Raw genomic sequence first — 21,522 nt, 5'->3', positions numbered from 1 at the left:
TGTTATGCTGCTTTTTGTAAAGCTTGCTTTTTCTCATCACGTTTTCCAAGAAGAATTGTTGCAGCGAAAGCAACAACAATGGCAATAATCATTCCGATTACGTATTGAAGCAGTCCGTCATGCTGAATAGAAATGATGCCCGGCAGGCCTGCTGCGCCAAGTGCGATCGCTTTTACTTTAAAGAATGTAACGTATGCCGTTGCTACAGAAGCCCCGATCAATGCCCCGATAAACGGATAGCGAAGCTTTAAATTCACTCCAAACAGCGCCGGTTCTGTAATACCAAGCAGGGCTGAAACACCTGCAGCTGAAGCAGTTCCTTTCAGCTTTTTGTTTTTCGTTTTCACAAAGACAGCAAGCGTCGCTGCTCCCTGTGCGACATTGGACATAGTGGCTACAACGAAGATAAAGGAGCCGCCTGTTTTGGCGATATCAGCAAGCAGCTGCGTTTCAACTGCAATAAAGCTGTGATGCATACCTGTAATCACAATCGGTGCGTAAAGCAGGCCAAACAGCGCGCCACCCACAAAACCAGTTGTATCATAAAGCCAGATCATCCCGTCAGACAGCAGGTCACCGGCTGAACGAGTAATGGGACCTACAAGTGTAAACGTTAAAATACCTGTAATAAAAATCGTTAAAAGCGGTGTTAACAAGTTGTCAAAAATGGATGGCACAATTTTTCGAAGGGAGAGTTCCACTTTCGCCAGAATAAAAGAAGCAGCGAGAACGGGAAGGACCGTACCCTGGTAACCGATTTTTTCGATTTCAAATCCGAAAATGGACCATACAGGAATCTCATTTTTAGCTAGAGCATCTGCAATATTATAAGCATTCAATAAATCTGGGTGAACCATCAGCATACCGAGCGTGGCGCCAAGGTAAGGGTTGCCGCCAAAACGCTGGGTTGCGGAAAAACCAATTAAAATAGGGAGAAACACAAAAGCAGCATTTGCGAACGTATTAATAAGAGCTGCTAAATCAGCCATATTTGGATAAGCTTCAATCAGTGACTTGCCGTCTACAAACAGTCCCTGCGCCGTGAGCAGGTTGTTGATTCCCATCAGCAGACCACCGGCAACGATGGCTGGAATAATCGGTACAAAAATATCAGACAGCATTTTTACAAACCGCTGGAGAGGGTTCATTTTTTTTGCGCCGGCGCTTTTTACATCGGCTGTTGACATACCACCGGTACCAGTCAGCCTGGCAAACTCTACGTAAACTTTATTGACTGTTCCGGAGCCGAAAATAATTTGATATTGGCCGCCGGTGGAAAAAGTACCTTTTACGCTGTCCATCCCATCAAGCTTTTCCTGATCAACAATCGATTCATCATGCAGAGCAAGCCGAAGCCGTGTAGCACAGTGAGCTGCCGCTGCAATGTTTTCTTTTCCGCCAAGTGCTTCGAGCGTTTCGCGGGCAATTTCGGGGTAATTCATTGGAGTTCCTCCTTTGTAAGTAAAGTATAACCATCTCATGTAAGATTATTTGGAACCGGTTCCTGAAAACATTAAATAAAAAGGAACCGGTTCCAATAGCGAGTAAATAGGAAAACCGGAAATGGAACCGGTTTTGATATGATTATAAAAGATGATCTGTACGAATGTCAACACTTTCTCGCAAAATAAGTTCAAAGCGTGAGTACGTTAGTTTAGGAATTTCTTCACCTTTGATCAATTTAACAATATGGTCTGCTGCTGTTTGACCTGCTTCTTTAAAATGAATATGAACCGTTGTTAAAGAAGGATGCATCATAGCGGTTACTTCATAACCTCCAAAGCCGGTAATGGAAATATCCTTCGGAACGAACTGCCCTTTCCGGTAAGCGGCTTTCATTGCCCCAAAAGCAATATTATCAGTAGCACAAACAAGGGCGGAAGGTGAAAATTCATCAAAGAGCTGTTCAGCTTTTTCGGCAGCGTCTGTCATATTAAAAGTCGTTTCAAAAAAACGGGCTTCTACTTCTTCCGCATGTTCGCGCATCGCCCGGGCAACTCCTTTTTTTCGCTTGACTCCGACTGCTACGTCATATTCGCCGACCCCAAGAAAAGCAATTTTTTTATGTCCGCGCTGGGCAATGTATTTACCGATGGCGTAGCCTGCTGTTTCATCATCATGGATCAGGCTGTATACCTCTTCATGCTGCTGGCCGACAAGAAGAACGGGGATATCAATGCTGCGAAACGCTTGTAAATGTGCATCTGTTACCTGGGTAGCAAGCAGAATAATGCCCGCCGCTTTTTGTTTGGCAAGCGTATAAATGCTTTCAATTTCCCGCTGCAGATCCTGGCCGGTATTGGAAACGAGCATATGGTAATTTAGTTCACGAAGCCGTTCATCAATGCCCATTAGTGTACGGGAAGTAGCATAGGAATCGAGCCGGGGAACGATTGTGCCAATCATATTTGTTTTTTTTGCTTTTAAGCTTTGTGCAAAGGTATTCGGTGTATAGCCGGTCTCATTAATGACCTGTTCAATTTTTCTTTTTGTTTCCTCACTGACTGAGCCGCCGTTTAAAAATCGTGATACAGTGCTTTTTGCCACGCCGGCGATTTTGGCAATATCTGCAATGGTTTTCATCAAGTCCCACTCCGTTTCTTCTCTCTACTATACATGATTGAAGAGAAGGGAGAAAATCAAGAAAGTAAAAATATGCACAGCAATCGCTGGATAACATTTAAAAAGGCAATTCAGTCTGATCTTAATAAGTAAAAGGTATGTGGAAAAAACATTAAACTGACTTACATTAACTCCTCAAAAAAGTAACTGGTTTTTTCATTGACATATAACAAACGTTTTATTAATATGTCTTTAAATAAATAAACGATAAAAAGGAATGTTTGGATTATGGACAATTCAGGAATCTTTTGGAGCGCATCGATTCAAGAATTAAAAAAAGGATATGTAGAAGAAAGTGACTCTTTTACCTGCCTGCTGTGTGGAAAGAGAATTGAGAAAGGCATTGTTTATCCGTTTGAAGATAAGCTTTATGAGGCAGAGCGTTACACACAGGCCCATATTGAGCAGGAGCACGTATCCGTTTTTGACTATATCATGAAAATGGATAAAAAGCTGACGGGACTGACTGAGCATCAGAACAAGCTGCTGCGTCTTTTTTATGAGGGAAAAAGTAATAAAGAAGTACAGTCAGAAATGGGGATTGGGAGTATGTCTACGATCCGCAACCATCGTTTTGTACTGAAAGAAAAAGAGCGTCAGGCCAAAATGTTTCTGGCAGTGATGGAGCTGTTAAATGAACGAGATACGCATGCCCCTGTGGTTGTGCCCCCGCATAAACAAGCCCGAATGATTGACAGCCGCTATAACGTAACAGAAGAAGAACAACAAAAAACGATTCAAAAGTTTATACCGGATGGAGTCCTTCTCGCTTTTCCTCCGAAAGAAAAACAGCGGCTGATCGTCATGCGGGAAATTGCGAAAACGTTTAAAGCGGGACAGGTATATAACGAAAAAAAAACAAATGAAGTGCTTTTTGCTGTCTTCCACGATTACGTAAAAGTAAGAAGGTATTTGATTGAATATGGCTTCTTGAACCGCAAGCCGGACGGAAGTGAATATTGGGTGAATGAATAAGGGGGATGTAATGATGGAACGGAAAAGGGAATTAAAGCAGCAATTTAAAGAATTAAAGGTAGAAGCAGGTGTATATGAAATAAAAAACACGATAAATCAAAAGATATTCATCAGCAGTACACGTAATTTAAAAACGTTGAACGGGCGGAAGTTTGAACTCGAAGCAGGTTCAAGTACAAACAAAGCCTTGCAGAAAGAATGGGATGAATTTGGAAAAGAAGCGTTTCAATTTACGGTTCTTGAACGATTGAAAAAACCGGAAACGGGCTTTTTTGACGAAAAGCGAGCACTTCAAAAGCTCGAAGAAAATTGGCTTGCAAAAAAGCAGCCGTATGGAGAAAAAGGATATAACCAGCCGAAGTAAAGAGTGAAGCTTTTTGTTGAACCATTCCACAGATAAAAACAAAAGCAGTAAGCCGGCTTGCTCAAAAAAAGAGTGAGCCGGCTTTTTTTGCAGTGGAACACACTTTTCAAACCATGCATATTATTGGTAAGAAGAGGTGGTGAACATGAAAATTTTACACAATCCGGTTGAAACTGAAAAACAGGAATGGAAAAAAGAACGAAATCGGCAAAGGGCCAAAACAGCTTTGACTATTTTTTCTCCCCTTTTTCTCTTGCTTATCTGGGAATTTTTATCTCGAAGCGGCTTAATGGATGCCCGTTTTTTTCCACCGCCGACTACAATCGCAACTGCGTTTGTTGAACTTACGGTGAGCGGTGAATTGTTCGAGCACATTCAAATTTCGTTGTTCCGTATCCTAGCGGGATTTTTGCTTGGAGCAGTTCCTGGTATTATCCTCGGTCTGTTTATGGGCTTATATGCACCAATCAGGCATTTTCTTTCTCCTCTTATTATGGCGCTTATGCCCATCCCCACATTGGCGTTGCTGCCAATTATTCTAATCCTGTTTGGTATTGGTGAAACGTCAAAAGTTGTGACGATTGCGGGGAGTGTTTTTTTTCCGGTCGTAATCAATACAGCCGCGGGTGTGCTTTCTATTGATTCAATGTACCTGGATGTGGCAAAAAACTACGGAGCCAGTCGCAAAGACTTCTTTTTGAAAATTGCTCTGCCCGGCTCGCTTCCATTTATGCTTGAAGGAATTCAAATGGGGCAGGCGATTGCTTTATTGACCATTGTGGCAGCTGAAATGATGGGAGCCCGCTCGGGAATAGGCTACTTAATTTGGACATCCTACAATGCATTTTTACTTAAAGACATGTTTGTCGGACTGATTTTAATCTCCTTTTTCGGCTATCTTTTTTCTTTGCTGCTGCGGGGGCTGCAAAAAAAACTACTTCCATGGAGGTGACAGGATGAGCGGGCAGCCGAAAATAGCGATACGTGAGCTGACCAAAGTATTTTATAAGAAACAAGGGAGTACGACGGCGATTGAAAGAATTTCTATCGATATCGCAGAAGGAGAATTTGTGTGTCTGGTTGGGCCGAGCGGCTGTGGGAAAACGACGCTGCTCCGTATTATTGCCGGCCTGGAAAAACAAAGTGCCGGTCGCTTTGAGATTCAAAGAAGTGGAAAAGACCGTCCCAGCCAGTCAATGGTATTTCAAGAAAAGGGCCTGCTGCCCTGGCTGACAGTAGAAGAAAACGTCGCTTTTGGTTTAAATATGCGCCATTTACCAAAAGCATATGTGAAAGAAAAAACACAGTATTTTCTGACGAAAGTCGGGCTGGAAAAGTTTGCGAAAATGTATCCGAAAGAATTATCCGGCGGGATGAAACAGCGTGTCAGCATTGCCAGAGCTTTCGCGAATGACCCTGAAATTCTACTGATGGATGAGCCGTTTGGAGCGCTTGATGAACAAAATCGGTTTATTTTGCAGGAAGAGCTGCTGTCGATCTGGTCTGAAACAAAGAAAACGGTTCTTTTCATTACGCACAGTATCGACGAGGCGCTGTATTTAAGTGACCGGGTACTTTTAATGAGTGCACAGCCTGGTCGTATTGCCGCTGATGTCCGCATTGATCTGCCGAGACCAAGAAAACTGGAAGACATTCGGTCCCACCCCGAAATGGCCGCTGCGTTTTCGAAAATATGGCAGCACCTGCAGGACGAAGTACAGGGATCGAGAGAATGAAAGGAGCAGACGAATGAAAAAGTGGATTGGATTGTTAAGTGTTATGTTCCTTTTAGCGGGCTGTGGAGAAGAAAAACCATCTAGTGTAGGGAATGAAGTAAGCAAGAATAATCCATCCGGTGATCTGGCTCCTTTGGAAGAAAAAACAAAAGTCATTATAGCAGAAGACGGTTCGGCATCCGGTGCTGGGTTTTACATTGCCAATGAAAAAGGATATTTTGAGGACTACAACATTGAAGTGGAATTTGCGACCTTTGCTAACAGTGATGACATGCTTCCCGCTCTTGCATCCGGGGAAGTAGATATTGCGGGAGGGGTTTCTTCCGCCTCGTTCTTTAACGCCATTGCTCAAGGAATCGATGTAAAAATCATCGCTGACAAAGGGCACAATGAAAAAGGGAAATCGTATTTTACTTTTGTGATTGGCGCAGACAGGAAGGATGACATTAAAAATTACAGCGATTTAAAAGGAAAAAAAGTAGCCGTGTCCACCGAGCACGCGGTTGATGATTATATCTTCCGAAAAATGCTTGAGCACGCCGGCTTAAAGGAAAGTGACGTGGAATTCGTTTTAATGCCGGACTTCGGCAATATGCTTGCGGCCATTGAGAATGGCTCCGTTGATGCGGCACTTCAAATTGAACCGCTCATTACACAGGGGATGTCGGAAGGTATTCATGTCCGCTTCGGTGATGCAACCGATTTTGCACCGAAAGCGCAAATTGCCATGGTGCTCGGCTCGCCGCAGTTTATTAACGAACAAAAGGATGTTTCTCTGCGCTTTATGGCTGCTTATTTAAAAGGAGTCCGCGACTATAACGATGCCTTTAAGAAAGAAGAGAGCAAGGAAGAGATCATTAACATTATGACCAAGTATACTTCTTTGAAAGATGCCGCCGTGTGGGAAGAAGTGTATGTAACAGGTCTGGATCCAGATGGAAAAATGTTTGTCGATGACATTCGCCATCAATATGATATGTATAAGAAAAACGGAGCGATCCGCGGCGAGTTTGATTTTGATAAAGCAATTGATACGAGCGTTACAGAAAAAGCGGTCGAGCTGATTGGACCGTATAAATAAGAGACCAGGTGCAAATGCCTGGTCTTTTTTTTTGAGAAAGTCGCAAAAAAAGTCAAAAAACGGAATTGATAAGTTGATACAATGCTTGTAAGAGGAGGTGATCGAGTGAATTACACGTGGTCGATTCAGCAGTCGATGCACTGGATTGAATCACATTTAAACGAAACCCTTACCGTCGAAGAAATAGCTGCTGCTGCTGGTTTTTCCATGTATCATTTCCATCGTATTTTTCAAACGGAAGTCGGCATGTCACCGGCCGCTTATGTGAAGATAAGACGGCTAGCACATGCGGCTGCCGCGCTTCTTCATACAAATGAAAGAATTTTAGATATTGCCCTGTTCTATCGCTTTGAATCACAGGAAGTTTTCACACGCGTTTTCAAGCGCGCTTACGGATTACCGCCGGGACGATACCGCAAAACAATGAGACAAATTATTCAAAAAGAGGAGGGAAAAAAGATGGAGCAACAAATGGATGGATGGTTTTTAAGCGGGAGCCACCCGTTTAATTACGAGATGGGGGTAGACCGAAAAGTTGTTCACACTGGAAAAGCGTCCGGTTATTTGAGCTCAAAAACGGTTCAGGACCCGGGGGAATTTGCAACAATGATGCAGCAGTTTAAAGCGGACCGTTACCGGGGGAAACGATTAAAGCTGTCATGCTTTATCCAAACCCAAAATGTAGAAGGGTTTGCGGGTTTATGGATGCGTATAGACAGTGCTTCAGATGATGTACTGCAATTTGACAATATGAGCAATCGGCCGATTAAGGGAACTACGACCTGGAATCATTATACCGTCGTACTCGATGTGCCTGAAAACAGCGCCGTTATTGCATTTGGCGTGCTGCTGTCAGGTGGGGGGCGGGTCTTTGTGGATCAGTTTTCTTTTGAGGAAGTGGATGAAAAAACGGAATCTACTGCAATAAATATAGAAGGATTTTTAGCTGATGAGCCGGTTAATTTATCTTTTGAATAATCGGAAACGGGTATAGATTATTTCGCTTTTTGAAGAGATTTTATATTGAAATAGATGGTATTAGGGGATTGGTTCAGCAAAAGGGTCAAAAGATACAGGTGGTCATAACGGCAATCAGAGCAACAGCACTTCATCTTTAATATGCACACTTGCAGGCACTCCCACCTTCCTTATCGCCATCGATAACTAGTTGAACGAAACAAAAATACAATAGAAAATCTAATCCAATTGTCAGGTAAATTCACAAAATTTATCTGGCTTTCTTTGTTTTTATCGTCCTTTTTTAGTAAAAAAGTCTTGAATACAGGGAACGTTCAGAATATAATAACTTTTATATCTAACTCGTGTCATGTTTTATTACATTCAAGAAAGTGGTGAGAGAAATGAAGATGTTTGGCTGGCTTGGAGCGCGTGAAGGGCTTCCTCTTTGGTGGTCATACCGCTTAAACAGGAGTACGAAATATTCAGTAGAAGAAGTATTTGAAGGCATTGCCCGTACACGCATGATGCTGTTGAGAGAATGGGCAGAAGAGCAATGGTTTTTTCTAAAGCATATGGCACAGGAGTGGACAAGTCTTTCAACTGAAGAATTGGATACATATTTGCTGAGAAAAAAGCAAAAAAATCGCTATATAACAGAGCTTTTTATAATCAATGATATGTATACGATTGATCATTCAACCTTCGCTGGACATACGGGGCGTTCTGTAAACGCTAAAATCGAGCCGGCAGCTGCAGAAGCTTTTCGCCGGCAAAAGCCGTTCCTACTTGGGCCTTATGCCGATCCGGATACGGAAGTAATCGGTCCTCGCTCCTCTTCTTTTCATGATGAAGTGACACTGCTGTTTTTGCAGCCGGTGCCTAACACATCGCAGTTGATTGCTGCGCGAATTCCAAACGATGTACTCGGGGATTTAATTCAGCGAGAAGCCGGGCACATTTATCCCGACTCGGGAGATAATTACTTGTTTATGGCCAAATCGGTTTTTGATTCTTCCGTTGCGCCGGGAACAGCTTTGTCTCGAAGTCGCTTTGAAGATCGGACTTTTACACATGGAGAGAATTTAAAAGACGGTATTCATACAAAGCACTGGGGAACTGTGCGTATTCAGCGCCATACCGAATTTGAAATTCGTTTCACAGACCCCGCTACAAACGAACTGCATCCGGGTGTGGCCAATACCATTCAAAACAGCAGCAATTTATTTGTCGAGTTTCCAGGCTATTCGGACTACCGGCATATTCCTGTCATTGGTAAAGGGGTTACTTTTCAAATGCCCGGCTCTCTGGATGTATGGGGGATGATGTGTGAGGGAGATCTCGAGGAGGTATATCGTACACGGTCTATCGGCTGGCGGCTCATTGGGCAGTTTATGTTGTTTTTGTTTATCGGTATTTTGCTTCAGCAATCGCTTGCTATGATGCCTCGAATACCAGTCTGGGTAGATGTCATGATCGGTTTGGGATATGGGACTGGGGCTTCAGCAGTCTTTTACCGGAGAAGCCTGCTGCCGATTATAGAAAGATTAAGAAAGATGACAGACATTACCCGGGAAATTGCGGAAGGTGGCGGGGACTTAACAAGCCGGCTTGACTCGAAGCTTTTATTTCACGATGAAACGGGCGCGCTTGGCCGCTGGGTCAATAACTTAATTGACAGCCAGGACGAGCTGATGGCAAAAGTAAAAGCGGCGGCTTTAGATGTAGAAGAAACAAACCAGTCTCTTCGTGGAAAAGCGAGCCTGGCTGAACAGAATTCCATTCTCGTCATCGATCAAATGGGTGAAATGCTTCAAGCTATTCAGCAGCAGGTAAGAGACGTTAAGCAGGCGATGGGACAGGTAGACCAAATCAGTTATACACTGGCCGGACTTGAGCAGCAGTCGTTTGACCAAATTGAGCATGCGCAAAATGAAGTTGGCGGCATCAATCAAAAAATGGATGGGATTGTTCGGAAAGTAAATGATGCCATGGTGATGACGGATCAATTCGAATCGTTATCCGGCAGTATCAGCAGCATTGTTGGTACGATTAACGAAATTGCGTACCAGACAAACCTGCTCGCTTTAAATGCAGCCATTGAAGCAGCACGGGCCGGAGAGTATGGCAAAGGCTTTGGAGTGGTGGCGCTTGAAATCCGCAAGCTCGCTGACCAAACAACAAGTGCAACAAAAGGAATTAGCGATACGCTTGATCAAATTGAATATAGCTCTGCACAGGTCCGTTCCGCTATTGACGACAGCACCCAGGAAGTAGCGAGCGGTGTTGAGGTTGTACACAGTGTACAAGATGTGCTCGTTGCTATGGCGCAAACATCGGATTCGCAGCCGGACGTAACAGAACAAATGAAAGAGATCATTGGAAACATGGCGGTAATCAATGAACAAAATGCGCAGACAGTCGAGCAGGTGGACGGGTCGGCAGGGAAAATGGCTGAGCTGATTAAAGAAGTTCGTTTTGATTCAGAGCAAAGCTCCCTCGTTGTTGATACACTTCAAAGGGCCATTGATAAATTTACACTGTCAAAAGGATAAAGGTGTTTCGCGTGTTGCGAGACGCCTTTGTCCTTTTGTCTGGGTGCGCGGAAAGAAAAAGAGTATGGTAAAATAAAAGAATCAAGCAAAGCTGTTAAAAGTATACAGTCATGTATCTATGAAGATGGGAAAAGCGTCAGGGAGGAAGCGGGAAAATGGAAAACCGGTTTGCGAAGCAGCAAAAATTTTATCCGATCGGCACAAAAGGCCAGGAAGGGCTAGCACAGTCGACTGTAGCAATTGTTGGTTGCGGAGCACTCGGTTCCGCTGCGGCGGACACGCTGGCTCGGGCAGGTGTCGGCCGGCTGCTGCTCGTCGATCGTGATTATGTGGAAATATCCAACCTGCACAGGCAGCCGCTTTACACAGAAGCAGATGCGCGCGATATGATGCCGAAAGTGGAAGCGGCAAAAAATCGTCTTGCGGCTGTGAATAGCGAGGTTGTGGTGGAAACCTGGATGGACCATGCGGACGCAGCGCTCATTGAATGGCTGGCGCAGCGAAGCGATCTGCTGATTGACGGAACGGATAACTTTGAAACACGTCTTGTTATCAATGATGCAAGTGTTAAGCACGGCATTCCCTGGATCTATGGAGCGTGCGTCGGGGCAACAAGTGTCGTTATGCCGTTTATTCCTGAAGAAGGCCCTTGCTTTCGGTGTCTGTTGCCCGTGCTTCCCTCTTCTGCTGAAACATGTGACACAGCAGGGGTGATTGCGCCGGCTGTCTATATAACCGCGGCTTTTCAGTGCGCTGAAGCACTGAAATGGTTAACAGGTAACGCTGATTCTATGCGGCGTGATATGCTGCGGATTGATGCATGGACAAATGAAAAGCATGCATTCGGTGTGAAAAAAATGAAGCGGTCGGACTGCCCGTCGTGCGGAGCGGAACGCACGTATCCGGCCCTGAGTCAGTCAGACGAAACAAAGGCAGCTTTGTTGTGCGGCCGTGATACCGTTCAACTGACACCAGGCGCCGGCCGGACGCTGACGCTTGAAGACGGGGAGAGAATAGCCGAAAAGCAGCAATTAAAACATAAGCGGACACCTTATTTTTTACAGATTACATTTGGGGAACACAGAATTGTTTTATTCCAAAATGGGCGTTTATTTTTTCATGGAATGCAGGATATCAAACAGGCTTTAAAAATATATAACCAGCTTTTCAGCTGAGGGGGACAGAAGAAATGTCAGTCGATTTTGGGAAGGAAACGTCATTCTCAGCTGGTGTTCTTACTGTGAGCGACACACGAACGGTTGAAACAGATAAAAGTGGTACTCATATCCAGGCTCTTTTGAAAGAGAATGGACATCAAATCGTTCATTATGATGTCGTGCCTGATGAACAGAAAGCAGTAGGTGCGGTGATTGAGAATTGGCTTGAAGACGAACAGATTGATATGATTATTGTAACAGGCGGAACCGGTATTGCACCCCGTGATATCACCATTGAAACGGTAAAACCAATGCTCCAAAAGGAAATTCCTGGATTCGGGGAATTTTTCCGTTATTTGAGTTTAACAGAAGATATTGGCACAAAAGCAATGTTATCAAGAGCTGTAGCTGGAACTGTTAAAGGTGGAAAATTGCTTTTTGCTCTGCCGGGCTCGCGCGGTGCAGTGGATCTTGCCGTGCGGAAGTTGATTTTGCCGGAAGCGGCACATCTGCTTCATGAAGTTAGAAAATAAAGGGATATGAAAGTGTAGAGTTTTTCAATCGATGGTAGAGAGGGAGAGGGGAGGCCGCTTAACTGCGGCCGCGTTCGTAGTCCCCATTTTTTCCGCCTGACTTTGTCTGCAAATACGTTGGGCCGATCACCATTTCTTTCCCGGATGCTTTACACATATCGTAAATAGTGAGAGCAGCGGCTGAAGCGGCAGTTAATGCCTCCATCTCAACACCGGTTACACCCTTTGTTTTCGCTTCTGCCTCAATGAATACAACAAAGCGGCCGGCTGCTTCGTCTACTTCCCAATGGAACGTGATATTAACACCGGTTAAAGGAATAGGGTGACACATAGGAATAATCGAAGAGGTTTGTTTAGCGGCCATGATGCCGGCTACTTGAGCAACCGCAAAAACATCCCCTTTTTTATTTGTACCTTGTGTGATCTGCTCATAAATGGATTGGTTTACTTCAATGGAGGAATGAGCGACAGCAAGACGGACCGTTTCTGCTTTCTCGGAAACATCCACCATTTTAGCGCGTCCCTGCTCATTAAAATGCGTGAATTCAGACATATAAACATCCTTTCAAGTAATAGATAATTCTCAGTATAGCATGGGAAAAAGAAAGCGAGGAAAAGAGAATGGTTGAAAAGCGACAGCCGATTGCAGTAAAAGAAGCAATTGAGAGAGTGATGAAACGGGTGACACATTTAACAGAAGAAACGGTGCCGCTCCATGAAGCATACGGACGGATTTTAGCGGAGCCGGTTCGAGCCAGTCACGATGTGCCCCCGTTTGATCGTTCTCCGTATGACGGATTTGCCGTCCGCTCCGCCGACACAAAAGGCGCCTCTGGCGAGTCGCGTATTACGTTTCGCGTCATTGATCACATTGGCGCAGGAGCTGTGTCGCCGCATACAGTCGGCACGGGAGAAGCGGTTCGTATCATGACCGGGGCGCCGCTGCCAAAAGGCGCGGATGCTGTTGTGATGCTGGAGCAGACAGTGATCAAAGACGACACATTCACTATTCGCAAGCCATTTGAACCACTTGAAAACGTGTCATTAAGAGGAGAAGACGCACAGGAAGGAGAGATCATCGTCGAAGCCGGCACTTTTATCCAGCCTGGCGTTATCGCTGTCCTGGCAACATTCGGGTACGCACAGGTGCGTGTAGCGAAAAAGCCGGTCGTCGGGCTGCTGGCAACAGGCACCGAGCTTGTTGACGTTCATGAGCCGCTTGCGCCAGGGAAAATCCGCAACTCGAATGGTCCTATGATTGCCGCTCAGCTGGCACGAATGGGCATAGAGTGCCGGCTGCTTGGTTCGCTTCCCGATGATGAGGATGCCTGCTTTGATATGGTAAAAGCAGCAGTTGATGAATGTGATGCCGTCATCACAACGGGTGGAGTATCGGTAGGTGATTTTGATTTCTTGCCGGCTGTGTACGCCCGTCTCGGAGCTGAGGTGTTATTTAATAAAGTACAGATGCGCCCTGGCAGCGTTACAACAGTTGCTCATGTGCGGGATACTTTTTTGTTTGGCTTGTCTGGAAACCCATCCGCCTGCTTTGTAGGCTTTGAGCTTTTTGTACGTCCCGCGCTTCTTTCTATGATGGGGAGCGTCCGTCCGTATTTGCCTTATGAAAAAGCAGTACTGGCGGAAGATGTTAAAAAGCCAAATCCGTTTAACCGGTTCGTTCGGGCCGTCTATACATCCACGCCATCAGGCGCGGTGGTCAGCTCGGCAGGGTTTAATAAATCAAACTCGGTCACATCAATTGCAAGAGGAAACGCGTTTATCGTACTGCCGGGCGGCACGCGCGGATTCCAAAAAGGTGATGAAGTAGATGTCCTGATCATTGGGTCGGAGGAAGGAGCAGCAGCATGGGAGCTGAATTAAAACCATTTCATGTAACAGAGGAGCCAATTAACGGAGCGCTTTATATGGATTATGTCACACATCCGGAGGCAGGTGCGGTAACGCTATTTGCCGGTACAGTTCGCGAGTGGACAAATGGAAAGCGGACGATGTACTTAAAATATGAAGCATACGTGCCAATGGCTGAAAAAAAGCTGGCGCAAATCGGTGATGAAATTACGGAGAAATGGCCGGGCTCACGCGTAGCGATTGTTCATCGGATTGGCGAACTTGCTATTTCTGATATTGCGGTGATCATCGCCGTCTCCTCTCCGCATCGAAGAGCCGCTTATGAAGCGAATGAGTACGCGATTGAACAAATCAAAAAAGTGGTGCCGATTTGGAAAAAGGAAATATGGGAAGATGGGGAAGAATGGATCGGAGATCAAGCTTATAAACCGGAAGGAGGCAAAGCATGATTTATCTGCATTACTTTGCGGGCTTAAAAGAAGCGGCCGGAAAAGCCGAAGAAGAGCTGTCATGGGAAGTTGGTACTGCAGCAGATATTCTGCAGTGGGCCAAAACATCGTATCCAGAGTTTGATTTTTCCGCTGTGCAAATAGCGGTTAATGAAGAATATGTACTCGAAGATGAGCCTGTTCAACCAGGTGATCACGTAGCTTTTATTCCGCCGGTAAGCGGGGGATAACCAAAAATAATGAAAAGGGAATGAGCGCTTTGAACATAACCGATACACTTCAGCGGCCATTGCGTGACTTGCGGATTTCCGTAACAGACCGGTGCAACTTTCGCTGTACGTATTGCATGCCGAAGGAGATTTTTGGTGATGATTACGCGTTTATGCCGAAAAGCGAGCTTCTTTCTTTTGAAGAAATCACACGGCTGGCGGCGCTGTTTATAGGATTTGGTGTGAAGAAAGTTCGGTTAACAGGCGGAGAACCGCTGCTGCGCCGCGATCTGCCAGATTTAATCCGCATGCTGTCGGCCCTTGACGAATTAGAAGATATTGGTCTAACTACAAACGGACTCCTGCTAAAGCAGCATGGTAAAGCACTGTTCGATGCGGGACTTCGGCGGCTGAACGTTAGTTTGGACGCGTTATCAAAAGAAACGTTCGGGAAGATGAATGGCCGGGGAGTTTCACCGGACATCATTCTTCAAAATATTGATTACGCGCAGTCACTTGGATTTACAGTGAAGGTCAACATGGTCGTTCAAAAAGGTGTAAACGATCATGAAGTCGTTCCGATGGCGGCTTATTTTAAGAAGCGGGGCATCACACTCCGATTTATTGAATTTATGGATGTAGGCACAGACAACGGCTGGAGTTTCAAACAAGTCGTCACAAAAGGGGAGCTTCTTGACCGCCTTCGCGAGACAGAAGAGCTTATTCCAGCTGAAGCGGCTTACTTTGGTGAAGTGGCCGGACGGTACCGTTATAAAGATACAAAAGCAGAAGTTGGGTTTATTCCTTCTGTTTCCCAGTCGTTTTGTTCTTCCTGCACACGTGCCCGGCTTTCATCGGATGGAAAGTTTTATACGTGCTTGTTTGCAACAGGTGGATTTGATTTAAGAGAACTTTTGCGCTCCGGTGCTTCAGAAGGGGAGCTGGCTGGGGCTATTCGTAGCGTATGGGAAGGGCGGACAGACCGCTATTCTGATGAACGAACAGAGCAAACGGCGAAAAGTCGTAAAAAAATCGGCATGTCTTATATTGGCGGGTAAAAGCAGCGCCGGCTCCTTTGATCAGGGGGCTGGCACTTTTGTTTTATCTATCGGCATGTCCCGTATACTTACCTTTATAAAAGCGTTTTCTTAATTAGGGGAGGATCATGATGAACTATCGCGAACTGGGCAATACGGAATTGAAGGTAAGCGAAATCAACTTTGGCACGTGGGCAATCGGCGGCTTCTAGGGGAAAAACGACAGATGAAGAATCACTAAAAGCACTGGATTACGCAATGGAACAGGGTCTGAATTTTTTTGATACAGCCGATGTTTGATGAAAAAGTAAAACAGCATATTCGTCGTGTTTATTAACGAATGCCTGCTCTCCATTGGTGGAGAAGCAGGCTCTTTTTTTGATATGATACGATTAATACATATAAGGATAGGAGCGATTCGATGTACGAGGAGTATACAGCATTTGCGATTGAGCTTGGAAAGGAAGCGGGTGATTTTTTACAGCCGAATGCCGGAAAAGCGGGCGGTCAGACGATCAAAGCAGCAAAGGATTTCGTTACGGAAATGGACATCAAAGTTGAAGCGCTCATTATCGAACGAATTCAACAGAAATATCCGGATCATCGCATTTTCAGTGAAGAAGCCGGCGTGATTGAGGCGGACAGTGACTATGAATGGGTGATTGACCCGATTGATGGAACGATTAACTACAGCATTGGCGTACCGCAGTATGGGGTATCCATTGCGCTTACCTACAAAGGGGAGCCGGTTGTCGGAGTGATTGATTTGCCAGGGCTGGATGAAACGTATTGGGCATCAAAAGGCGGGGGTGCTTTTAAGGACGGTGAACCGATTCGTGTACGGAATGTGCCTTTGGCAGAATCCTTTATTTCACACAGTGATTTTGCAAAAGACGGCAACAGGGAAGCGAATGTGCAGCGTTTAGATTTGCTTTCGAAGATTGTGAATGATGTGTATCGCGTCCGCATTATCGGCACAGCAGCTGTTACACTCGCATATATTGCAGCTGGCAAATGGGACGCTGCCCTTTATATGAACCCGGCTTTTTATGATATTGCAGCGGGCCAGCTGCTTGTAACCGAAGCAGGGGGAGTAATGGCAGCAGCCGGGCCGTATACGATGTTTGGGCAAAAGCAGGCGGCGGAAGGACTCATTTCTTTAATTGAGGAAGCAAGATGAAGCTAATTGCAATTGATATGGACGGGACGCTCCTTAGCAGCCAAAATACGATTCCTTATGAAAATATAGAAGCGATACGCAAAGCGCAAGGAAAAGGGATAAAGGTTGTGATCGCAACCGGGCGCTCGTACCCGGATGCCTCAAAGCTTGTGAAGGAAGCTGGACTGGCCACCTGGATTATCGGTGCAAACGGAGCGACAATACACGATCCGTCCGGAACCTGTGTCCAGGCTGTTTCCCTGGGCAGGGAACAGGCAGAAGAGATCCTCGCTTATTTCGAAGCGCGCAGCTTTTACTATGAAGTATTTTCAGAAGAGTGCATTTTTTCGCCGAACAACGGCCATGAATTGGTGAAGGTTGAAATGGACCGTATTCTAACTGCCAACCCGCATGCGGACCGTGAAGAAATGAAAGAAGCGGCCGAGCGGCAGTTCAGCCAGGAACCTTTTCGTTTTGTAACTTCTTATAAAGACGTACTGCAGGAAACGGATCAGTATTTTAATTTGCTCGCTTTTTCTTATGATGAAGAAAAATTACAGGAAGCATGGGACCGTTATGTAGGCCGGCGTGATCTTGCTTTGACAGCCTCAGCGAGTCATGTGTTCGATATTATGCATCCGGATGTTTCAAAAGGAAATGCTGTTAGGAAGCTGGCCGATCAATTTGGTGTGAAAACAAAAGAAACAATGGCTATTGGTGATAATTTCAATGATATATCGATGTTTAAAGCCGCCGGCCGAAGTGTGGCAATGGGCAATGCGCCGGAAGGAGTAAAAGAAAAAGCGGGGACTGTTACACTGGTCAATGATGAATTTGGTGTCGCTCATGCGATTCACCAGATCTTATAAAATCCTTCTTTCTTTATCCGCAGTTTGAGATTATAATGAAACGCATATTTTTAAAATTAAGGATAAGCGAGTGATAAACAATGGAGCCGAAAAAATGCAGAGAATCCCGTGTCGTGCGGACAAGTCGGGTATTTCCGAATGATGTAAACAATCACAACACCTTATTTGGAGGCCGGCTGATGAGTGATGTGGACCAGGTTGCGTCCATTTCAGCTGCGCGCCACAGCCGGAAGGAATGTGTCACGGCTTCAACCGACTCTGTCGACTTTTTGCATCCAATTCGCCCGAGTGATTCGGTTTGCTTCGAATCGTTCGTGACGTGGACAGGAAGCTCTTCTATGGAAGTCTTCGTTAAAATTATCGCAGAAAATTTAAAAACTGGTGACAGAAAAATTGCTGCTACGGCTTTTTTGACGTTTGTCGCACTTGACGACAACCGGCGCCCAGCTCCTGTTCCCGGTGTGATTCCTGTTACGAATGAAGAAAAAAAGCTGAATGAAACAGCACCGATGCGGGCACAAAAGCGGAAAGAGCGGAAAAAGGATAGTAAAGAATTAGCGGCTTATTTAACGACAGATAAATTAGTGCCCTGAGTCGTCTCGTTTGATTCCACTTTCCATTTTTGAAATAATGAGCAGGAAATGATTTGGAAAGAGGTGCTCATATACAATGAAAGTGCTGGTAGTTGGAGCAAACGGACAAATCGGACAAAAACTAGTCGGGCTTCTGCAGGATAGTGAAAAGCATGAAGCGCGGGCTATGGTACGTAAGGAAGAACAAGCAAAAGCGCTAAGGGAAAAAGGAATAGAAGCAGTTATTGCCAATCTGGAAGGCAGTGTAGATGAGCTGACAGATGCAGCGTATGGGTGTGATGCGATTGTTTTTACTGCTGGATCCGGTGGTCACACCGGTCCTGACAAAACGCTTCTGATTGACTTGGACGGAGCAGCGAAAATGGTGGAAGCAGCCGAAAAAATCGGAGTAAAACGATTTGTGATGGTGAGTGCGCTGCAAGCGAACAATCGCGAAAACTGGAATAAAGCGATTCTTCCTTACTATGTGGCGAAGCACTATGCAGACCGTGCAGTCGAACAAAGCTCGCTCACCTATACCATTGTTCGTCCTGGCGGCTTGTTGGATGAGCCGGGTACAGGCAAGGTAGAGGCGAGCGGACAGCTTGAGCGCGGTTCCATTCCGCGTGAAGATGTAGCGGCGGTCATTTTTCATGCGCTTGACGCAGCACATACGTTTAATCGTTCCTTTGATCTGATCTCTGGAGAAAAGTCGATCAGCAGTGCATTGAAACACATTTAAAAAACAGCTCTCCCTGCAAAAACAGGAGAGCTGTTTTTTAATGAATGGCTTTAAGATCAATTCGTTCGATAAATTCAACAAACGCTCTGACGATGTTTAATTCAAGTGACTCCTCATGAAAAAACATCCAGCCTTTCCGTTTGATCAGCTCGCCATTTGGGTGCTTTAAAGGAATTTTATAGAGATTTTCGATATCTTCTAAAATCATGCTTGGCAAAATAGCGTAGCCGAGTCCGTTTGCAACCATATTTTTGCACGTGCCGGCTTTGTCAACGTCAATGCTGATCAAAGGAGGCTTTGTATAATTCTCTGCCCACCAGTTATCGACAACCATTTTGAGTCCTTGATCGGTCCTGTAATCAATTCTTGGATGGTCAGGCAGGTTCTCCGGGTCAATTTCATTCTTTGATGCCACACAAATCGTTTCTTCAAATAGAAGTCGCTTTTGATCTTTCCAGCCATAATCACCTTTTACAAATCCAACATGCACATCCTGGTTGTGTATTAAATGGGTAATATGGCTGCTCCATTCCGTGACAACTTTAAACTCGACATTTGGATATTCTTCCTTAAACATTTTTAAAAGACCCGGAAGCTTATAATCTGTAAAAAAAGTTGAGACACCAAGACGAAGCGTGCCGGTCATCGTGTTTTCCATGTTTAATACGTTTTCTTTGATTTTTTGCATGCGGTGAATCATATCATCGGCACACTTTGCTAAATAATCTCCCTGTGGCGTAAACTGCACACCGCGCCTTCCGCGTGTAACAATCTGCACCCCAAACTCTTTTTCCATTTGTTTCAGCCGGTTTGTTAGGGCGGGCTGGGAAGTATAAAGTGACCGCGCGGCGCTTGTAATATTTTTATGTGCATGCAGCGTTTGCAATATAAGCCAGTCGCGTTCATCCATTCCACCGTCTCCTTAAAGGTATAACCAATATTTATCGTTAAGTATAGATAAATGATATTTTATTTATTTCTCTTTTTTCATTATAGTAAATAGTAGAACAAGAAGAAAGAAGGAGTCACCATGAAAGAAACAAAATGGCTGTTTATTGCTGTGAGTGCTGTTGGAGGGCTGTTGCTTTCCATGACCGGCCTGTCGATTGGCTGGATGCTCGGAACGCTTTTAGCTGCTATGCTTATTTCTTTCGCTAAGCCAGACATTTTAGGAAAGAAAGGCGTTCCGAAATACTGGCTTTATGCGGGTCAATGTATTTTAGGTATCGAACTAGGTCAAAAAATTAATCTCTCCGTTCTCGCTGTTTTTCAAAAGGATTGGGCGGTTATTATCATTATGCTGCTGCTTTCGATCATATTTTCGCTTCTGTCAGGTGTGGTTTTATGGAAATTCAGCAAAACAGATATGCTGACAAGCTTTTTCAGCACAGCCCCTGGCGGTTTGTCGGCTATGCCCGGAATTGCCGAAGAAGTAGGGGCCAATACAGCAGTCGTCAGTATTTTACAAACGATGCGTGTATTTTTAGTCATCTTTATTATTCCTATCGTTGTTTCGGTCCTCGTATTTCATCCATCTTCCGCTTCTGCTGTTCACACAGCCCCTTCTGTATTGGAATGGACCAGCTTCGGCTGGACGGTGGTTCTCGCTATAACAGCGTATGCAGGCTATCACGTCGGAAAGAAATTAAGATTTCCTGCTCCCTGGCTGCTTGGAGGCATGCTGTCAACAGCTATTGTACAGGCAGGGACCTCTTCTGCAGTCGGCTACGACATGCAAGCTTACTGGCCGCATGAAATTATGATTCTTTCGCAAATTGTCATTGCCGCTTCCATTGGATCACGATTTCGAAAAGAAATGTTTTATGGATTAAAGCAGACCATTATCATTGCGCTTATTAGTACTGTGCTGTTTATTAGCGCCATGTTTGTTTGTGCGTATATCGTATCAAAAGCGACAGGCATTGCCTTTATGACCGCTGCTTTAGCTTTTGCTCCAGGTGGTGTAGCAGAAATGGCAACAACTGCTGTAGTCCTCAATGCTGATGCGACCTTTGTTGTGGCGGTTCAAGTTTTGCGTATTATTGCGGTGATCCTTGTTTTGCCACCGGTTTTTCGACTGCTGCATGTGTGGGAGAAAAGAAGAGAAACACATTCTCATGCATCTATTTAGTATGATAAACTTCTCGCCCTGTGTTTCTTCTTTAGTAGAAGGGAAGAAACACAGGGCTATTTTTTAGTCTTTTTTCAAAAAAGGTTTGACATTCAAGAGACAAAAGTGTTAAATTTATTACCGTCGCTTGAACAGTAAATCAAAACATAAAAACCTTGATTGGTTTTGGTTAATATCTTTTCAAAAACATTGACTGTATTTGAGAGGTAGGATAAATGATTTATCTTTGTTAATAACTTCTGAACACGAAATAAATGAGTTTTGAATAGTTGTTGACATTGAAAGTGATTAATGATATGCTGTTATAGCTGTCGTGAAGATGGATTAAAAGAATTGAACATTGAAAACTGAACAAAATAAACGTCAACGTTTTAATTTTTTTCTTCCATTAAATACACCCCGTGTTTTAATGGAAACAAACGAGCAAGTCAAACTTTTTGGAGAGTTTGATCCTGGCTCAGGACGAACGCTGGCGGCGTGCCTAATACATGCAAGTCGAGCGGAC

At 44.8% G+C, this 21,522-nt stretch carries 22 protein-coding genes, 1 rRNA gene and 1 pseudogene; 20 read left to right on the top strand and 4 right to left on the bottom strand.

All coding sequences use genetic code 11. The annotated features are described in order from the left end of the window. Window positions 1-2: 2 nt before the first annotated feature. Both VP97_RS18430 and VP97_RS18425 read right to left on the bottom strand, forming a co-directional pair. Complete coding sequence (locus VP97_RS18430) at window positions 3-1,442, bottom strand: sucrose-specific PTS transporter subunit IIBC (protein WP_050183552.1); 1,440 nt, start codon at window positions 1,440-1,442, stop codon at window positions 3-5. A gap of 142 nt (window positions 1,443-1,584) precedes the next feature. Continuing rightward, window positions 1,585-2,586 carry a LacI family DNA-binding transcriptional regulator gene (locus VP97_RS18425; protein WP_050183551.1) on the bottom strand — a complete coding sequence of 334 codons (1,002 nt, stop codon included), beginning with the start codon at window positions 2,584-2,586 and terminating at the stop codon, window positions 1,585-1,587. Window positions 2,587-2,850: 264 nt separating this feature from the next. Between VP97_RS18425 and VP97_RS18420 the strand changes: the two genes are divergently transcribed. The 9 genes from VP97_RS18420 (at window position 2,851) to VP97_RS18380 (ending at window position 11,980) form a co-directional block, all read left to right on the top strand. After that, entirely contained in the window at window positions 2,851-3,597 is a 747-nt protein-coding gene (locus tag VP97_RS18420; protein ID WP_050183550.1) for a DUF2087 domain-containing protein, read from the top strand. 13 nt (window positions 3,598-3,610) lie between these two features. Then, window positions 3,611-3,961 (top strand): GIY-YIG nuclease family protein, encoded by a 351-nt coding sequence (locus tag VP97_RS18415; protein ID WP_050183549.1) that lies wholly within the window; start codon window positions 3,611-3,613, stop codon window positions 3,959-3,961. 145 nt (window positions 3,962-4,106) lie between these two features. After that, a complete protein-coding gene (locus tag VP97_RS18410) occupies window positions 4,107-4,913 on the top strand; it encodes an ABC transporter permease (protein WP_050183548.1) in 807 nt (268 codons plus the stop codon). Window positions 4,914-4,917: 4 nt separating this feature from the next. Then, window positions 4,918-5,697 carry an ABC transporter ATP-binding protein gene (locus tag VP97_RS18405; protein WP_050183547.1) on the top strand — a complete coding sequence of 260 codons (780 nt, stop codon included), beginning with the start codon at window positions 4,918-4,920 and terminating at the stop codon, window positions 5,695-5,697. A 13-nt stretch (window positions 5,698-5,710) separates the two neighbouring features. Continuing rightward, the gene (locus VP97_RS18400; RefSeq protein ID WP_050183546.1) at window positions 5,711-6,778 is read left to right on the top strand and encodes an ABC transporter substrate-binding protein; all 1,068 of its coding nucleotides are present in this window, start codon (window positions 5,711-5,713) and stop codon (window positions 6,776-6,778) included. A 105-nt stretch (window positions 6,779-6,883) separates the two neighbouring features. After that, window positions 6,884-7,756, top strand: coding sequence for a helix-turn-helix domain-containing protein (locus VP97_RS18395; RefSeq protein ID WP_050183545.1), 873 nt, complete (start codon window positions 6,884-6,886; stop codon window positions 7,754-7,756). Window positions 7,757-8,139: 383 nt separating this feature from the next. After that, complete coding sequence (locus VP97_RS18390) at window positions 8,140-10,290, top strand: methyl-accepting chemotaxis protein (protein ID WP_050183544.1); 2,151 nt, start codon at window positions 8,140-8,142, stop codon at window positions 10,288-10,290. A gap of 155 nt (window positions 10,291-10,445) precedes the next feature. Then, a complete protein-coding gene (locus tag VP97_RS18385) occupies window positions 10,446-11,465 on the top strand; it encodes a ThiF family adenylyltransferase (RefSeq protein ID WP_050183543.1) in 1,020 nt (339 codons plus the stop codon). Between the two features lie 14 nt (window positions 11,466-11,479). Further along, window positions 11,480-11,980 carry a MogA/MoaB family molybdenum cofactor biosynthesis protein gene (locus VP97_RS18380; protein ID WP_050183542.1) on the top strand — a complete coding sequence of 167 codons (501 nt, stop codon included), beginning with the start codon at window positions 11,480-11,482 and terminating at the stop codon, window positions 11,978-11,980. 58 nt (window positions 11,981-12,038) lie between these two features. Here the strand turns inward: VP97_RS18380 and moaC are convergent, their stop codons facing one another. After that, complete coding sequence (moaC, locus tag VP97_RS18375; protein ID WP_050183541.1) at window positions 12,039-12,533, bottom strand: cyclic pyranopterin monophosphate synthase MoaC; 495 nt, start codon at window positions 12,531-12,533, stop codon at window positions 12,039-12,041. Window positions 12,534-12,601: 68 nt separating this feature from the next. On the opposite strand from moaC, the gene VP97_RS18370 reads away from it, so the two are divergent. The 9 genes and pseudogenes from VP97_RS18370 (at window position 12,602) to VP97_RS18335 (ending at window position 18,886) form a co-directional block, all read left to right on the top strand. Next, window positions 12,602-13,861 carry a molybdopterin molybdotransferase MoeA gene (locus VP97_RS18370; RefSeq protein ID WP_050183540.1) on the top strand — a complete coding sequence of 420 codons (1,260 nt, stop codon included), beginning with the start codon at window positions 12,602-12,604 and terminating at the stop codon, window positions 13,859-13,861. After that, complete coding sequence (locus VP97_RS18365; protein WP_050183539.1) at window positions 13,846-14,298, top strand: molybdenum cofactor biosynthesis protein MoaE; 453 nt, start codon at window positions 13,846-13,848, stop codon at window positions 14,296-14,298. Before VP97_RS18370 ends, VP97_RS18365 begins: the two co-directional genes overlap by 16 nt. Beyond that, complete coding sequence (moaD, locus tag VP97_RS18360) at window positions 14,295-14,528, top strand: molybdopterin converting factor subunit 1 (protein ID WP_050183538.1); 234 nt, start codon at window positions 14,295-14,297, stop codon at window positions 14,526-14,528. Before VP97_RS18365 ends, moaD begins: the two co-directional genes overlap by 4 nt. A gap of 20 nt (window positions 14,529-14,548) precedes the next feature. After that, entirely contained in the window at window positions 14,549-15,565 is a 1,017-nt protein-coding gene (gene moaA, locus VP97_RS18355; protein WP_050183537.1) for a GTP 3',8-cyclase MoaA, read from the top strand. A gap of 110 nt (window positions 15,566-15,675) precedes the next feature. Next, window positions 15,676-15,841 (top strand): annotated as a pseudogene (locus tag VP97_RS24565) (aldo/keto reductase); the annotation flags it as partial. A 124-nt stretch (window positions 15,842-15,965) separates the two neighbouring features. Continuing rightward, window positions 15,966-16,724: an inositol monophosphatase family protein gene (locus tag VP97_RS18350; protein ID WP_050183536.1), complete on the top strand. Its 759-nt coding sequence runs from the start codon at window positions 15,966-15,968 to the stop codon at window positions 16,722-16,724. Further along, the gene (locus VP97_RS18345; RefSeq protein ID WP_050183535.1) at window positions 16,721-17,572 is read left to right on the top strand and encodes a Cof-type HAD-IIB family hydrolase; all 852 of its coding nucleotides are present in this window, start codon (window positions 16,721-16,723) and stop codon (window positions 17,570-17,572) included. Before VP97_RS18350 ends, VP97_RS18345 begins: the two co-directional genes overlap by 4 nt. Before the next feature lie 80 nt (window positions 17,573-17,652). After that, on the top strand, window positions 17,653-18,165 hold the full coding sequence (locus VP97_RS18340) for an acyl-CoA thioesterase (RefSeq protein WP_050183534.1): 513 nt from the start codon (window positions 17,653-17,655) through the stop codon (window positions 18,163-18,165). Between the two features lie 76 nt (window positions 18,166-18,241). Next, a complete protein-coding gene (locus VP97_RS18335) occupies window positions 18,242-18,886 on the top strand; it encodes an SDR family oxidoreductase (RefSeq protein WP_050183533.1) in 645 nt (214 codons plus the stop codon). A gap of 37 nt (window positions 18,887-18,923) precedes the next feature. On the opposite strand, the gene VP97_RS18330 is transcribed toward VP97_RS18335, so the two are convergent. Beyond that, entirely contained in the window at window positions 18,924-19,796 is an 873-nt protein-coding gene (locus tag VP97_RS18330) for a LysR family transcriptional regulator (RefSeq protein WP_050183532.1), read from the bottom strand. Between the two features lie 120 nt (window positions 19,797-19,916). Between VP97_RS18330 and VP97_RS18325 the strand changes: the two genes are divergently transcribed. Further along, window positions 19,917-21,017: an AbrB family transcriptional regulator gene (locus VP97_RS18325; protein ID WP_050183531.1), complete on the top strand. Its 1,101-nt coding sequence runs from the start codon at window positions 19,917-19,919 to the stop codon at window positions 21,015-21,017. A gap of 434 nt (window positions 21,018-21,451) precedes the next feature. Further along, a 16S ribosomal RNA gene (locus VP97_RS18320) occupies window positions 21,452-21,522 on the top strand; the annotation flags it as partial.

The organism is Domibacillus robiginosus (assembly GCF_000966195.1).
In the GTDB taxonomy this organism is placed as follows: Bacteria; Bacillota; Bacilli; order Bacillales; family Domibacillaceae; genus Domibacillus; species Domibacillus robiginosus.
Note: the sequence above shows the minus strand (reverse complement) of the source record. Positions and strands in the feature narration are given on the sequence as shown.